Source organism: Paenibacillus lentus (assembly GCF_003931855.1).
In the GTDB taxonomy this organism is placed as follows: Bacteria; Bacillota; Bacilli; order Paenibacillales; family Paenibacillaceae; genus Fontibacillus; species Fontibacillus lentus.
In genome coordinates, this window is the sequence record NZ_CP034248.1 from 2177102 (window position 1) to 2192983 (window position 15882).

Here is a 15882-nt window from a genome sequence, read left to right on the forward strand (position 1 = left end):
CACTTACACATCCTCACTAATACTTAGAATAATCGTTACGACTACACCGACTACAGCCAATGCAACACCGAGCTCAAATACCGTCACTGTAGCCAGCCCGGTTTCCCCAAAGATAGGGAGATTGAAATAAGAATAAGCCTGGCTTAAAAAAGGAATGTCAAAGAATAGGGAAGCTACTCCTGTAGCTACCGCAATAAAAGCTCCTAGTGCGGCCACCATTTTAAAATCCAGAGGAATTCTCTTCATAATGGTCTCCGTATCAAAAGCAAGGAAGAGCAGAACTAATGCGGATGCCAGCACGAGTCCGCCAATAAAGCCACCGCCGGGGCTGTTATGCCCGGTTATAAATAGGTAGACGGCCATCGTTAGGATGATGAAAACTGCGATTTTGGTTACTGTTTGTAGGATGACATCATTGATCTTCAAGTTTCTGCTCCTCCTTTGTGGTTTTTAGTTTGATCAGTGTGTATACGCCCAGTCCGCCGATAGTGAGGACGACGACTTCAAGCATTGTATCGAACGCCCGGAAGTCCCCAAGAATCGCGTTTACAATGTTCTTGCCGCCAGTTAGTTCATAGGCATCCTCAAAATAGCCTGAAATCGTTTCAAAGAGCTTGCCGCTTCGCACAGAGAGAGCAACGAATACAAATATGGCTCCCACGGCAATGGAAATGATAAGATTGTTGCGTTTTGTCCTGCGCGGTGCATTTTCTTTCTTCCATTCCGGCAGAAAATAAAAGCAAAGCAGGAACAGCGCAGTCGATACCGTCTCCACAACAAGCTGGGTCAACGCTAAGTCAGGCGCCCGGAACACAACGAAGGACAGGGCCATGGAATAGCCTAGCGCTCCATTGAGTAGTACGGCGTTGACGCGGGATTTGGCGAACGGTATGGCAAGTGCGGCCGCCATCATAATGATTACCAGGACGGCTTCATATACACCGATCGAGGCATCGCCTGTCATATCAAAGGAAAAGGCTCCGGTGAACAGCATCGTACCTCCGAGCGCGATGATAAAGAACAGGAAAATATAAATCGAATAACTTCGAAGATAACCTGTCATGTAGAAAGAAGTAATTCGATTAGAGCCTTTTTCCATGAAAAGCAGACTGTTGTTATATAGGTTATCGAGCGTCCATTTCTCTGGAAGCAGCGAGTATATTCTCTTCCAACGTTTGAACGACAAATATAGCAGTGTACCGACTGCAATGACCCCGATGGTCATAAAGAGAGCCGGATTAAATCCGTGCCAGGCAGAAATAGGCTGAACCATTCCTTCGACTCCTATGGAAGGAAGGATGCTTGCCATGGCCGGACGCAATAAATAGTCGCCCAGTACATTCGGGAAGAAGAAGATAGCTACGATTAGAACCGCTAGAATTATTGGTGATATTAGCATGCCAATCGGTGCTTCATGAGCTTCATGATCCAATTTTTCCCGTTGGTAAGGCCCAAGGAACGTTTTAAATACTATGATCATGCAATAAATAAATGTGAACACGCTAGCAATCCAAGCGATAACAGGGAAAATAATCTTCGATACATTCAAAGAAAAAATCCCGGCTTGGCTCACGTTGACTATGGCTTCAAAGAACATTTCCTTACTCAGAAATCCGTTAAAGGGCGGCAGGCCAGCCATCGAAAAACTACCGATTAAGGCAATAGTAAATGATATCGGCATCAGCCCCATCAGTCCCCCTAGTCGGCGAATGTCTCGGGTGCCGGCTCCGTGGTTTACAATACCGATCACCATAAACAATGCGCCTTTAAAGGTGGAATGATTCACCAGATGGAACAGAGCAGCAAAAGTAGCCTGGGTATAAATCACGGTCTCCTCTCCAGTTCCCATGGACAGAGCGGCTGAGCCAATACCGAACAAACTCATAATCAGACCTAGCTGGCTTATAGTTGAGTAGGCGAGCAATGCCTTGAGATCTGTCTGGCGAACAGCGCTAAAGGAACCCCAGAATAGCGTGACGATCCCGACGCTGCTGACGATCCAGAACCAGGTTTCATGGCTGCCGAAAACCGGCGTGAACCGGGCGACCAAGTAAATGCCCGCCTTAACCATTGTTGCTGAATGAAGATATGCGCTCACTGGCGTAGGAGCTTCCATCGCGTCAGGCAGCCAAATATGGAACGGAAATTGGGCGGACTTGGTAAACGCGCCAAGCAGCAGAAGTAGCATCGCCGGAACAAATAGCATATGATTGGGATCGATGGCAGTGATAATTTCGCGAACGCTCATTGTGCCTGTCATCACATAGATCATAATGAAACTGGTAAGCATTGCGATGCCGCCGGTAACCGTAGTTAATAGCGCCTTTTTCGCTCCATATCTGGATCTCTTCCGGTGGTACCAGAAGGCAATTAACAGGAAGGACGAAATGCTCGTTAACTCCCAGAAGGCATAGAACACCATTAAATTGTCGGAGAAGACGACGCCAAGCATTGCTCCCATAAACAATAATAAGTAGACGTAGAAATGATTAAGCGACTCCTCCGAGGACATATAATAAATGGAGTAGATGATGACCAGGCTGCCGATCCCGGTGATTAGGAGACCGAATATCAGGCTGAGCCCGTCAAGATAAGTAGTAAAATGAATGTTGAGAGATGGAATCCACTTTACCGTGTTTAAATAATTCTCTCCTTGGGCTACCGATGGAATGTAGCCTGCTAGGGCAACAAACAGAACAACCGGCACAATAAGAACGAACCAGCCTATATGTTTGCGTGAAACCTTTGCATAGAGAAAAGGTACGATTACAGCAGCTAGAAAAGGAATAATAATGGCTAAGTTCACGGATAACAAAGTCAAACCTCCAATTTCTTCATGATGGTTATGTTTACATTAAGTTTGCACACTTTTAGGCGGTACAATACTTGTGTAAGAGGAGTTACTTTTTTAAGATAAAAACAAAGTGTAAGCTCCCAGATTGTTCTTCTTTAAAAAGCAGTAATAACAACCTTTAAAGAAGGATTCCCGCAGGGCTTGACTCCTATGTCAATAAGCGGGATAATAGGAAACCATAAGTCATTGATTGCCTATGATAATAAAGAGAGGACTTCGCTTAGGAAGTGGATTGGGAGTTCTCGGAAAGAAGCCGGCAGCTTTAAATTAGTTTGATAAAAACAGCTAGATCGACAACTTCGGATTTCTTACTAAACGATAAGGAAAAATTATTATAATGATATAATTATACAATAAAAATATGCTTGCTGTACAATTGTACATTTGATGTATAAGCTTTTCTTATATATGTTGTTAAAAAGGTCATCTTTTGCTTACATTTTTGTTGAAGTATTTTGCAGTAAAATTTACGATTCGTTAATGAGGTGAATTTCCGTCATGAAGAAAGTGAAGGGTCGTATGGATGAGAGTATTCTCGTTTGTGTATATTACGGTCCAAATGGTGAACGTTTGATCAGACGCGGTCACAAAATGGCGAGTATGCTGAATTGCCCTTTGTATGTGTTAACGGTAGATCCGCTCCCGTATGATGAATTCGATGCGGAGAAATCGGGTTATATAGACCGATGGAGGGAACTTGCCGAAGAGTGCGATGTCGAGGAGTTTATCCTCATGGACAATGAAAAGCGGCCAATCTCCAAGACCATTGCAGATGTCGCCCATAAACATAATGTTACACAAATTATCATCGGACAAACTCCTCAGAACCGGTGGGAGGAAATTACAAAGGGCTCATTCGCTAGTGCGTTGCTAAGAGAAATCACTTTTGTAGATATCCATATCGTATCGCTGGATCGCACAATTAAAACAGAAGAGGAAATTGAGTATGAAGCCGGTGTTCGCAGTTATTTGCTGAAAGACGGGGATAGCTACCGACTATGCTTTTCTTGCCAGAAGAACATAAGTTATGAAGGAATATTCTATAAAGAAATCGGCACTGACTTTAATAATGGTTTGTTTAAATTCGTCAGCAATGGCAAAACGCATCAGGTTCATGTTGCCGAGGATAAGGTTACCGAGCCTATAGAATTGCCTTCTAACATTAAATATGAGCACAAGACGCATGACTTAATTTAAACTTAAGTGATATTTTATATGAGACTCCCAAAGGGGTCTTTTTTTCATGGGGAAATATTCCTTGTTTTGCTTTTTTTGGTGATTACTAGAAGGGTATATAGTAGGCTATAATGCCTATTAGTAATTATTAAGTTTGCTTCTTGGCAATCGATAGACTAGGGATGCGTGTTTAGAAAATGTAAAGAATGGCTTGATATATTATGGACGATTAAGGAATATTGCAATCAACAATTCTATTATCTGGTAAAAAGGGGCTAGAAGATGCAGAGCAATAACAGATCGAGGAGAAGAAGATTATGGATGCGATTTACGGCTCTATTCATGAGTTTGATTCTGATGACAAGCTGTGGAATATTCGGTTCTGATAGCGGTACGGCAGACCTAATGGGAAGCCAGGATCAGGGCGAAGCAAGAATCGAGCGGTATGCAGGTGAGAAAAGCCAGGTGATTACCTCTGTTTATACGGCTAGAAAGGAACTGAGCTTAACCTTTAATGGCATGGGAGATATGCAGACGATGGAACGGCTGTTGAATGAGCTGGACAAGTATGACATTAAGGCTACGTTCTTTCTCCCGGGGATCAGAGTAGCGGAAGAACCGGACATTGCCAAGAGCATTGCGGCTCGCGGTCATGAAATCGAGAATAACACTTTGAATCACTTGGATTTAACGAAGCTGGATTATGAGCAGATTTATAAGGAAATTCAGCTAAGCAATGAAGTAATTGAGAAAGAGACGGGGATCTCACCAAAATACATAAGAACGAGGTCAGGCGATTATTCGGATGACATCCTTCTCGTTGCGGCCCAGCTTGGAATGGAGGGAGTGGTTAGCTACAATATTAACCCGAAGGATCGCGATATGAAGAATGCGAAAGAGATCGGCGACTATGTAGCTAGATATATGTCTAGAGGCAGCGTGATTTCGCTGAATACGGATATTAATCCCGAAATTGTTCCAGCGATTCGGTTCATTGCCGAGGCAGCACAGGATATCGGCTACAAACTGATTACACTGAGCGAGTTGGTTAATAATGGCGGGGAGCGCAAGCCGTTGGAGCAAATTCCTGGTTACGATGCAGCAAAGCTGAATCCTGATTATAAAGGAACTCCTTACGAGCTCGTCTATAAAGCCGATACGGGGAAGAAAGAAATAGCGATTACCTTTGATGATTGGGCTACGGATAAGACGGTCACGCGAATTCTGGATATTTTGGCCGAGCATGACGTCAAAGCTACCTTCTTCCTAAGGGCACAGGGCGTGGAGCACAATCCGAATCTGGCGAGAGCCATGATTGAAGAGGGGCATGATGTGGCCAATCATTCCTATGCCCATCAGGTGGTAACGACGCTGACCCCCGAGCAATTGCAGGAAGATGTCGTCAAGGCTCACCAAGTGATTACGGAGGCGATTCAGGAGCAGCCGCTGATGCTGTACAGGCCGCCGACAGGCGTGGTGGATCACGCTACTGCGGAAATTATCGCGGCTACGGGATATCCTCGAATAGCGATGTACGATGTGACGACGCTGGATTGGGATGTCAAGAACAGCGCCGATGATATCGTTAACGGTATTATGGATAAAACGCAGAGCGGAAGCATTATTTTACTGCATATCCTTGATGGCATCCATACGGCAGAGGCGCTGCCGACTGTGCTGGAACGGTTGAAAGAGAAGGGCTACACCTTTGTAAAGATGAAGGATTTGATTGAGTAAGGTGTCAATTTGACAGACGGAGATGGGGCAAATGGGACTATATAAGGAAATTGTTAACCGACGTGAAGGAATTGCCGTTGTTGGCTTGGGGTATGTCGGCCTGCCGATAGCTGTTGCTTTTTCCAAAAAGATAAATGTGATTGGTTTTGATGTGAATACGAAGAAAATTGAAGGTTACCTAGCAGGAATCGATGCTACGGGCGATGTGGGAGATGACGTGATTCAGGCCTGCGAGGTGGATTTCACCGCGGATGAAGAAAAACTGCGGGGAGCTCGCTTCTTTCTCGTAGCTGTGCCAACTCCGATCCAAAGCGGTAATGTGCCGGATTTGAAGTATGTGCAGAGCGCTAGTCGGATTGTCGGGAAGAAGCTGACCAAGGGGGCAGTCGTCGTCTATGAATCAACGGTTTATCCGGGGGTTACCGAGGATGTATGTATCCCTATTTTGGAAGAGGAATCGGGCCTTCGCTGTGGCGAGGACTTCAAGGTTGGCTATTCCCCTGAGCGGATCAATCCCGGGGACAAGGTGCATCGTCTGGAGAATATCGTGAAGATTGTATCCGGGATTGACGATGAGGCGCGGGAAGTGATTGCGAAGGTCTATGAGCTTGTCATCGAGGCAGGTGTCTATCGGGCAGAAAGCATTAAGGTCGCCGAGGCAGCCAAGGTGATCGAAAATGCACAACGGGACATCAATATCGCCTTCATGAACGAGCTATCGATGGTTTTCCATCGTATGGGCATCGATACGAAGGCTGTGCTTGAGGCTGCGGGAACGAAATGGAACTTCCTTCATTTTACCCCCGGTTTGGTAGGCGGACATTGCATCGGTATAGATCCTTACTATTTAACCTATAAAGCAGAGGATACCGGTTATCATTCGAAAATTATCCTTGCAGGACGGCATATTAATGACAGCATGGGGGCTTACATAGCCGACAACATTATAAAGATCTTGGTTCGATCGCAGCTGGATATTCGAAATACGAGAATCGGTTTGCTTGGCTTAGCCTTCAAAGAGAACTGCGCGGACATCAGAAACACGAAAGTTACCGATATTATCAACGAATTGAAGGATTACGGGGTAACTCCTTTAGTCGCCGACCCGTTGGTAGATCCGCAAGAGGCCTATGAGGAATACGGAATTGAATTATCAGATATGGCTTCGTTTCGGGATTTGAATGTTGTCATCGTGGCCGTTCCGCATGCACCGTTCGTGGAAATGAGCATGGATGATTTCGGGGAATTGTTCAATGACCATCAGACTAAAATTATGATTGATGTCAAAGGAATTTATTCCAAAGCGGAATATGAGCGAAATGGGTTTTACTATTGGAGGCTGTAGGTAAACCAATAAATGATTGGGGACGCAAATCGTGATTAAAAGTAAGAAGAAAAAGGTAGAAGAGGTACTGACTGTACCTAAGGCAGACAGGCGTACATTGTCATATGTGCCCGATCCCGAGCATATTCGCGGACGGGTTGATCGGAGAGGAGTGCGGGATGAAGGCTTCATGCCGGAGGATAACGAGCCGGATTCCTTAGAGAAGCAGCGGCTGCTTAGTTTGAGATATATGGCGGATTTCGAAGTTTTCCTCGTTCCGAAGGGGAAGAAGAAGAAGGATAGCATTAAGGCTCACGCCGTTGATATATCTTCAACGGGAATATTGCTCGAAGTGAGCCCCGAAGCAGGCAAGTGCGAGGAGGGGGAAAGTTACCAGCTTTATTTCCAGATCCCGCCGGGAACGATGCCGGAAGGCTTTGAATCCTCTGTCAAAATCGAGGCGGAGGTCGTTCGCTTGTTTACTCAGCGGGCAGAGGGCGGGGAGCAGCAGCGTGTGGCCCTGCAGTTTAGCCTGCCGTTAACAGACTATTTTCAGAAAAAACGCTGGGGTTATTCGATTTACACCGCGAGCAGCTTGATGTTCGTCGCAGTCGCAGTCATCATGTTAATGCGCGTGGAGAGCGTACTTTATTTTAAATATAATCTCTGGCTTTATTTATACAGCCTTATTGCAGCCTTATTTTTGTTGAGCCGATATTTATTTGGTGCTTTTTACCGGGATGTGCCAGTCAATCCAGATTATACGCCGGGGGTAACCATTATCATTCCCTGCTTTAATGAAGCTGAGTGGATTCATCGGACGATATTAAGCTGCATGAATCAGGACTATCCGGTGGATAAGCTGGAGGTGATCGTTGTCGATGACAAATCGACAGATAATTCCGCGGAACAGATTCGTAAGACAATTGAGATGGTTTATAATGAGGCCGAACGCTACAAGACCAAGGAAAGATTGAAAATGGTCGTGCTTCCGGAGAATGGAGGCAAACGCGTTGCTCTTGTGAAGGGCGTGGAAATGGCCAAGCATGATCTCGTCGTCTTCGTGGATTCCGACAGTTTCCTTGAACCAACAGCTATCAAACACTTGGTACAGCCGTTTCAAGATCCCCGCATGGGCGGTGTTGCCGGTCGTACCGATGTTGAGAACAAATATACAAATTCGATCACGAAGCTGCAGACGGTTCGCTACTATATCGCCTTCCGCATCATGAAGGCTGCGGAGTCCTATTTTGATAGTGTTACCTGTTTGTCGGGGCCGTTGTCCTGTTACCGCAAGGATCTTGTGCTAGAGCATTCTGAAGCCTGGCTGAATCAAAAGTTCCTCGGGCAGCCGGCGACCTTCGGCGATGACCGTAGTATGACGAACTTTATATTAAGGAAGCACCGTACTGCTTATCAGGATGCCGCAATTTGCTCGACGATCGTGCCGTCGAAACTGAGTGTGTTCCTTAAGCAGCAAATGCGCTGGAAGCGTTCGTGGCTGCGTGAGTCGCTGCGTGCCTCCGGGTTTATTTGGCGGAAGGAGCCCTTTATGTCGCTATTTTTCTACGTCGGGGTTATCGTGCCGATCGCTGCACCAATCGTAGTGCTGTACAACTTGGTGTATGTACCGCTTGCCTATCATGTTTTTCCGGGCACATTCTTGATGGGGCTGCTGCTGATGGGGCTGTTGATGAGCCTCGCTCATTTAATGTTCCGCAAGAGCAGGCTGTGGGTTTATGGACTTGTATTTTGCATCTTTTATGAGGTCGTACTGCTGTGGCAAATGCCGGTCGCTTGGGTGACGTTCTGGAAATCCACCTGGGGGACAAGGGAAACGCCGCAGGATATTGAAGCTAGAGAGAAAAGAGAAGCAAGAAAGCAAAAAAATAAAAAAAGAATCGGATTGCGTTTCTAAAGCAATCGCCCGAAGATTCATAGAGTGAGGATGGCAGAAATGTTAAAGAAGAAGCGGAGTTCTGCCCTTGATTATCGCAAAAAAAACCGCAGGAAAGTGATAAAGACCATGGTGCAAAGTGCGCTTTTACTGGTCGTGGGTGTCCTGCTCGTCAATACCTTGTTCGGAATTCGGAGGTATGAGGAGCCGGACAAGTCCGGATGGAGCAACAGGGAAGGTTTTATTGCGGTATCCTATTTCGGCGTAGGGCGCTCATCCACTCCAAAGTTGGTGGCAAAAAGCCAGCTTGATCAACAGCTTAAGGCTCTTTATGATCAAGGCTATGTTACGATATCGCAGCAGGATGTGATCGATTTTTATGTGCATCATAAGCCGCTGCCAGAAAAGGCGTTATTTCTGTCCTTTGAGGACGGACGGAACGATTCCAGTCTGTTCTCTCAGTCGCTGCTGGAGAAGTACAATTACAAGGCGACTTTCTTCTCTTACGCGAATAAAATGGGACACAGCGATCGCAAATTCGTTCAGCCGAAAGAGATGCTGAAGATGATGAAATCAGGTTACTGGGAGCTAGGAACGAACGGAAACCGTCTGACATATATTAATATTTTCGATCATAATGGTCGTTTTATAGGGATGAAAGAGGAGAAGGAGTTAACAAGCAAGGAGCATATCAAATATTATAATCATTATTTGATGGATTTCATTCGAGACGAGAATATGATTCCGGCGGAGAATCGGGCAGAAATGGAGACGCGGATTCATAGTGACTATGAAACGCTGAAGGATATTTATACGAGCAAGCTCGGGTTCGTGCCTCAGGCGTATATGATTATGCACGCGAACGCTTTGAACAATGGAATGAACCCGCTTGTTGCTCATGCGAACAGCATGAATATCGAGCAGTTGTTCAGCATTCATTTTAATCGGGAAGGGAATGCGTTTAATACCTCTGCAGGTGATGTATTTGACTTAACGCGGGTACAGGCCGCACCATACTGGTACACGAATCATTTACTGATGAAAATTCAGAAGGATACTGGAGAGGAAATGCAATTTATTCAAGGGGATAAGCGCCTTGCAGATGATTGGGAACTCATTAGCGGGGCTGCGCAGTTTACGGATAATCGGATTATTCTGACATCGCCCTCGGCAAGTCCGGGCATGCTGTACTTAATAGGCAGCGAAAGCAGCGGGAATACGGCAATTTCATATCAAGTGGCGGGGAATGTGGTAGGCAAACAGACGGTGTATGTTCGTTATGATAAACGAACGGGAGCTTACTTGCGGGTTGTTGTGGAGAATAATGAGCTGCATGTTGAACAGAAAAAATTTGGCCGCAAGGAAACAGAACGCATTCTCTCCAGTCAATTACAGCCGATCTCATGGAATGAAGAGGATCTCGCCTTTGATAAGGCTTCGGTTTATACGAAAGAGCAAATCGTAGCGGATGCCGAACCGAAGAAAGAGGAGTACCCGATTAATATTCAGCAGACTAGGCAGTTGAAGGTGAAACTGCAGGGAAATTTGCTGACGATTACGGTGGATGGCGATCCTATTGCTGATGGAGAGGAAATTGACGGATTGGTTGAGAGCGGCGGCGTTGCTTTGGAAGCAGAATACAGCACGCAAAATAAAAAGGACGATATCTATGACGCCGTGTTTGAGGATTTTGAAATCGTACTGATGGCGAAGGATGACGATAAATCCCTCGTGGTGTTTAGCAATAAAATGACAGGATTTCAAGGGATCATTCACAGCTTTAAAAAGGGGTTGGACGCCTCGATAAACTGGGTGATGGACACCTTCTAAATCGTGGGAGTAAGAAAGAAGGGAGAGGTGTCTGAAGCAGATGACTAGCAAATGGTTGTATGCTGCGGGGGCTGTAATTTTAGTTGTGATCATCGGAGTTTTATGGCTGGGCAGGCATGAGAAAGGACAACAACCAATCCAAGCTGTTACCGTAGAACCCGACTTGGAATTGGCTGCCTGGGTGGTTGATTGGAAATGGGAATCCGGCGTAGACGATTTGGAGCTAATCGGCAAGCAGCTTGATCGATTGCAGGTTTTTGCTGCATACTTCGATAGTGAGAATCGCTTATATTTTACCGAGGATATGCATGAAGCCCTCCCGCACATTTTTGAAACTGCGCGGAAGGGCGGCGTGAAGTATGTGGATTTGACGATCGTCAATGATCGCTGGAACTCGGACGGGACAGCGGTGCAGAAAGATCCGGGCATAGTTTCGCGCATGCTGGTCTCCAGGGAGAGCCAGGAGGAGCATATCGCGGAGATTATCGATGTCGTGGAACGATACGGGTTTGATGGCGTTGAGATGGACTACGAGAAGATCGGTGAGGCGGACTGGGAGAAGCTCTGCATATTTTATAAAGAGCTGCATGAACGATTGCAGGCTAAAGGGAAGGCACTAAGAATCATATTGGAGCCGCGAACGCCCATCGAACGCTTGCCACTGCCTGAAGGACCGGTGTACGTCATGATGGCTTATAATCTATTTGGCAGCCATAGCGGTCCAGGGCCCAAAGCAGACCATGCATTCATCAAGAAGCTGGCCTCTCGCATGAAGGTGCTGCCTGGCGAAGCGGGGATTGCACTGTCGGTGGGTGGCTTTGACTGGGCGGCTAAAGGCAAGGTGACTTCTTTGACGGAGAAGCAGGCGGTAAAGCTGTTGCGCCGAAGTAATGTAGCGGTACCGATGCGTGACAAAGCCAGCGGAAGCGTGTATTTCACTTACAAGGATGAAGGAGGTCAGAAGCATACCGTCTGGTATGCGGATGGCGAGACGATATCGCAGTGGATCGATACAGTCAAACAGGCGGGGTACACTAATATCGCCTTATGGAGACTGGGTGAGTTTGAGCGGTCTACGGTGGATAGGTTGAAAGACTTGTAAGGTTCCCTTCGCTTTACCAATTTTAATTTATTTTTCAGGTTACGGTAATGTGGCATTAAGGAAGTGAGGGTACTATAGATATACTCCCTTTTCTATATAAAGGAACCCATCCCGCTAAGCGGGATGGGTTCTATGTTTATCTTCACATATTGATTTGCTGCGAGCGCAATGTGCTTGCTCAAACAAATTAACTACCTAGGATTTACTTCAAGTCCTCAATGGAATTGGCCTCTACATAAGTCGGAACGACGAGTCCGGTACGGACTCCGGTCATATTGGCGCCAAGATCCTCCAGTTGATCCTTATATTTGTCCCAGTAGTCGGCATGAGTCAATGGCAGCCAAGCTGCAGCCGAGGCATCTACATCACCGCTGGCTACCCCTGTCCACATAGGGCCTGCTTCTACCTGGAGCGCTTCTACTTTGTATCCAAGGCGGTTCTCTAGAATATATTGAATTAGATTCGTGCTGGCGATTTCAGAATCCCAAGCGACATAGCTAAGCTTGAAGGTGTCTCCGCTAACAGGCGTTAAGTCAGCTGTCCATGCATCTACACGATCGCTATGGCCTTCTGCCCAGGTTTTAGCTGCTTCCGCAGGATCCTGGCCTTCCTGAATGGCTGTCATGATTTCGCCCATCTCGTCGGGAGTCCACTCGAAACGATCTAGAAATTCATAAGCTACCGGATGATCTTCCTTTAGACCTTTACGAGCGATAGTATGAATTTCCTCTGCCTCACCAAAGACTTTCTTTGGATCCTCCAAGAATTTCAGATCATATTCGGCGAACATCCAGTGCGGCGTCCAGCCTGTAATAATGATGGGCTGCTCGGATTTAATCGCCTTTGCCAGCGTAGCCGTCATCGCTGCACCAGAGCCTTCGATCAGCGTCCAGTCGGTAAGCTCATAATCTTCGATAGCAGCGCTAGCTGCCTTCATGATCCCTGCGCCAGGGTCAATTCCGATAATTTCATGCTTGACTTGCTCCCCTAGCGACTTGCCATTAGCATTGCCAGCGTTGCCTCCTGCAGCTCCCTCATTGCCTGAATTCCCGCAAGCCGATAGCAGCAGCACCGCTGCCAAGCTTAGTATCATAAGTAGATTTGATTTTTTCTTCATTAATTATGCACCTCTTTTTTTGGATTTAAATAAGTTCTGGGTAAAACGGTCGAGCACGATCGCCAGTACAACTACAGCGAGCCCGGCTTCGAAGCCCTGGCCGATTTTGAGCTGGGTGACTGCGCGGTATACCGTTGCACCGATTCCTTGCGCTCCGATCATCGAAGCGATGACGACCATCGATAAGGACAGCATGATCGTTTGATTTACGCCGGCCATCATAGTAGGCATCGCTAGAGGCAATTCCACTTTAAATAGCTTCTGCCACGAGGTTGAACCGAAAGCATCAGCCGCTTCCGTAAGCTCGCCGGACACCTGCTTGATTCCGAGATAAGTCAGGCGAATTGTCGGCGGAATAGCAAAGATGACGGAAGCAATTACACCGGGTACCACGCCGAGACTAAAGAAAGTGACGGCAGGCAGCAGATAAACGAATGCAGGCATCGTCTGCATGAAATCTAACAAAGGTGATACAATGCGGTGGGTAGTTCTGCTGTAGGCGCTCCATATTCCGATAGGGATGCCTAAGACCACTGAAATAATGCCGGATGTAACAACGAGGCCTAATGTATTCATTGTTTCTGTCCAATAGCCAAGATTATCGATCACGAGGAAACCAATCACCGTAAATAAGGTGAGTGGCACTCTTCCGATCAGAAAGGCCAGGATACCCAAAATAGCGATGAATAGAAGCGGGTGTGGTAAGAGAAACAACCAAGAGAAGAACTCGACGACACTTTCAATGATCTTGGACAGCCCTTCGAAGACTCCCCCAAGGTTTGACTCCATCCAGTCAACGATTGACTCAATCCAATCCGCAAGAGGTATTTTAGGAATGAAGTTCATATTGCTTCACCTCCATCTCGCGCACGTCTCCTGCAAGCGCGCCTAACACAGCGCCCCGCACAATTACGCCCAGCAATCGTCTTTGTTCATCGACAACGGCCAACGGAACTTTAGCCAAGCTGGTAGCTTCAAACAGGTCGCTCAACAGTGTATCCGGAGATACTTGCGGACTATCGTTTATCAGAATATCCGATAATGTTTTTCCTGACTTATTTGCTTCGGACGCATCCTCCGCCGTAATGACGCCCAGCATGCGCATAGAACGATCGATTACAAAGAGATTTGAAATTCCCCGTTCTCGCATCAGCTGCAGAGCAACCCGCGGGCCACGATCCAAAGTAATCGTCTCGGGTCTTCGCATCACATGCGAAGCAGTCAGCACCTTGGAGAGATCCACATCCTCGATAAACCGTTCAACGTAACCGTTAGCCGGCTGGGTGAGCATTTCCTCAGGTGTTCCGATCTGAATCAGCGAGCCATCCTTCATTAAGGCGATCCGATCCCCGATTCTTAGTGCTTCGTCAAGGTCGTGCGTAATAAAGATGATCGTTTTCTTCATCTTTTCTTGCAGCTCAATGAGCTCATCCTGCATATCTCGACGAATTAAGGGATCGAGGGCGCTGAACGCTTCATCCATCAGCAGCACCTCTGGATCATTCGCCAAGGCTCTGGCAAGCCCGACCCTTTGCTGCATGCCGCCGCTAAGCTCATCCGGCATTTTATCGCCCCAGCCCTTCAGGCCAACAAGCTCAAGAGCCTGCTCTGCTTTTTCTTTACGAGTACGGGCATCAATCTTTTGTATTTCTAAGCCATACTCCACATTTTGCAGAACCGTACGGTGAGGAAAAAGAGCAAACTTCTGAAAAACCATGCTGATGCTCTTCTGCCTTACTTTTCGCAGCTGGGCTTTGTTCATTTTCATCAAGTCCTGGCCGTTAATGAGAATTTGACCTGCGGTCGGCTCGATTAGTCGGTTCAACATCCGGACAAGGGTCGATTTGCCGCTTCCCGACAATCCCATGATCACAAAAATTTCCCCTTGACGGATGTCTAGGCTGACACGATTCACGCCAACGGTTATACCTCGATCAGCCAACTGCTCCTTCGTTTGTCCCTGATTGAGCAGTTGAAGCCCCTGTTCCGTATTGGATCCAAACAGCTTAGTGACTTGCTTCACTTCTAAAATGGGGTCCTCCAAACTATCCACTCCTTTATATATGAATTTCTAAAAACTGCACGGGCCTGCAGTCTCACATGGTACTTAGTTTAACAAAAAAGAGGGAATCTAAACAAACGTTAATACGGTTCGTATAGAACGTACAGAAAAAACTGTACGGAACGAATGATACATATACTCCCTCATCCTTACAAATGCTCGATTAGTCGCTGCTTTACTTTTATCCGGCCTTTTTTTAAGATATAGGAAGTATCATGATAGGAGGTTGCAAGCATGGGCTTGGACCAGCTAACACCAGAGCAGCAGGCAGATGTGATGAGAGTACGCAAGCGCGTCATTGAAGCCATTGGTAGGAATATGGATCTATATGGAATTTCTTTATCAACAGGTCATCTTTACGGTCTGCTTTTTTTTGCGAATAAACCGATGACTTTGGATGAAATGGGTCTGGAGATGAAAATGAGTAAGACAAGCATGAGTACGGGCGTACGAACTTTGCTTGATCTTAAAATGGTTAACAAAGTGTGGGAGAAGGGCTCCCGTAAAGATTTATATGAGGTAGAGTATGACTGGTACCAGACGTTTACGGATTATTTCGCAATCAAGTGGAGAAAAGCGGTAGAGTCCAACATTCTCATTCTTCGCAGGTCGATTGAAGAGATGAATAAGTGGCTTGCTACGGAAACAGAAGGAGCTATAACGGCTGTTTTGCAGGAAGATTGTCGGAAAATGGGCGAGGCCGTGAAATACTATAAATGGCTTGACCGTTTAATTGATGCGATGGAAAGCGGCGAAATATACCAGCTTGTTCCGAAAGAGTAG

At 46.5% G+C, this 15882-nt stretch carries 12 protein-coding genes; 7 read left to right on the top strand and 5 right to left on the bottom strand.

Annotated elements, in window-relative coordinates; translation table 11 throughout:
* Positions 1-3: 3 nt before the first annotated feature.
* Together EIM92_RS09780 and EIM92_RS09785 are read right to left on the bottom strand one after the other, a co-directional pair.
* Positions 4-426, bottom strand: coding sequence for a Na(+)/H(+) antiporter subunit B (locus EIM92_RS09780; RefSeq protein ID WP_125082488.1), 423 nt, complete (start codon positions 424-426; stop codon positions 4-6).
* Positions 413-2815, bottom strand: coding sequence for a Na+/H+ antiporter subunit A (locus EIM92_RS09785; RefSeq protein WP_125082489.1), 2403 nt, complete (start codon positions 2813-2815; stop codon positions 413-415). Before EIM92_RS09785 ends, EIM92_RS09780 begins: the two co-directional genes overlap by 14 nt.
* 537 nt (positions 2816-3352) lie before the next feature.
* Between EIM92_RS09785 and EIM92_RS09790 the strand changes: the two genes are divergently transcribed.
* From EIM92_RS09790 to EIM92_RS09815, 6 genes are all read left to right on the top strand, one after another.
* Positions 3353-4051, top strand: coding sequence for a universal stress protein (locus EIM92_RS09790; RefSeq protein ID WP_125082490.1), 699 nt, complete (start codon positions 3353-3355; stop codon positions 4049-4051).
* A 300-nt stretch (positions 4052-4351) separates the two neighbouring features.
* The gene (locus tag EIM92_RS09795) at positions 4352-5767 is read left to right on the top strand and encodes a polysaccharide deacetylase family protein (protein WP_246021280.1); all 1416 of its coding nucleotides are present in this window, start codon (positions 4352-4354) and stop codon (positions 5765-5767) included.
* Positions 5768-5798: 31 nt separating this feature from the next.
* Positions 5799-7112 carry a nucleotide sugar dehydrogenase gene (locus EIM92_RS09800; RefSeq protein WP_125082492.1) on the top strand — a complete coding sequence of 438 codons (1314 nt, stop codon included), beginning with the start codon at positions 5799-5801 and terminating at the stop codon, positions 7110-7112.
* 31 nt (positions 7113-7143) lie between these two features.
* Complete coding sequence (locus EIM92_RS09805) at positions 7144-9009, top strand: glycosyltransferase family 2 protein (RefSeq protein ID WP_125082493.1); 1866 nt, start codon at positions 7144-7146, stop codon at positions 9007-9009.
* 39 nt (positions 9010-9048) lie between these two features.
* Positions 9049-10818: a polysaccharide deacetylase family protein gene (locus EIM92_RS09810; RefSeq protein ID WP_125082494.1), complete on the top strand. Its 1770-nt coding sequence runs from the start codon at positions 9049-9051 to the stop codon at positions 10816-10818.
* Between the two features lie 40 nt (positions 10819-10858).
* Complete coding sequence (locus EIM92_RS09815) at positions 10859-11920, top strand: glycosyl hydrolase family 18 protein (protein WP_125082495.1); 1062 nt, start codon at positions 10859-10861, stop codon at positions 11918-11920.
* Between the two features lie 202 nt (positions 11921-12122).
* Here the strand turns inward: EIM92_RS09815 and EIM92_RS24140 are convergent, their stop codons facing one another.
* From EIM92_RS24140 to EIM92_RS09825, 3 genes are read right to left on the bottom strand one after another with little or no spacing between them, the layout of a single operon-like run.
* A complete protein-coding gene (locus tag EIM92_RS24140; protein ID WP_246021281.1) occupies positions 12123-13037 on the bottom strand; it encodes a glycine betaine ABC transporter substrate-binding protein in 915 nt (304 codons plus the stop codon).
* Between the two features lie 3 nt (positions 13038-13040).
* Positions 13041-13883, bottom strand: coding sequence for an ABC transporter permease (locus tag EIM92_RS24145; protein ID WP_246021282.1), 843 nt, complete (start codon positions 13881-13883; stop codon positions 13041-13043).
* Complete coding sequence (locus tag EIM92_RS09825) at positions 13867-15081, bottom strand: quaternary amine ABC transporter ATP-binding protein (RefSeq protein ID WP_125082496.1); 1215 nt, start codon at positions 15079-15081, stop codon at positions 13867-13869. The genes EIM92_RS24145 and EIM92_RS09825 overlap by 17 nt, the downstream gene beginning before the upstream one ends.
* 252 nt (positions 15082-15333) lie before the next feature.
* Here EIM92_RS09825 and EIM92_RS09830 point away from each other — a divergent pair, with 252 nt between their 5' ends.
* On the top strand, positions 15334-15882 hold the full coding sequence (locus EIM92_RS09830) for a GbsR/MarR family transcriptional regulator (RefSeq protein ID WP_125082497.1): 549 nt from the start codon (positions 15334-15336) through the stop codon (positions 15880-15882).

Bases quoted from the DNA above. Each gene is read 5' to 3' on its own strand.
- EIM92_RS09790 (WP_125082490.1), top strand. From the start codon at position 3,353: ATGAAGAAAGTGAAGGGTCGTATGGATGAGAGTATTCTCGTTTGTGTA.
- EIM92_RS09795 (WP_246021280.1), top strand. From the start codon at position 4,352: ATGCGATTTACGGCTCTATTCATGAGTTTGATTCTGATGACAAGCTGT.
- EIM92_RS09800 (WP_125082492.1), top strand. From the start codon at position 5,799: ATGGGACTATATAAGGAAATTGTTAACCGACGTGAAGGAATTGCCGTT.
- EIM92_RS09810 (WP_125082494.1), top strand. From the start codon at position 9,049: ATGTTAAAGAAGAAGCGGAGTTCTGCCCTTGATTATCGCAAAAAAAAC.
- EIM92_RS09815 (WP_125082495.1), top strand. From the start codon at position 10,859: ATGACTAGCAAATGGTTGTATGCTGCGGGGGCTGTAATTTTAGTTGTG.
- EIM92_RS24140 (WP_246021281.1), bottom strand. From the start codon at position 13,037: ATGAAGAAAAAATCAAATCTACTTATGATACTAAGCTTGGCAGCGGTG.
- EIM92_RS24145 (WP_246021282.1), bottom strand. From the start codon at position 13,883: ATGAACTTCATTCCTAAAATACCTCTTGCGGATTGGATTGAGTCAATC.
- EIM92_RS09830 (WP_125082497.1), top strand. From the start codon at position 15,334: ATGGGCTTGGACCAGCTAACACCAGAGCAGCAGGCAGATGTGATGAGA.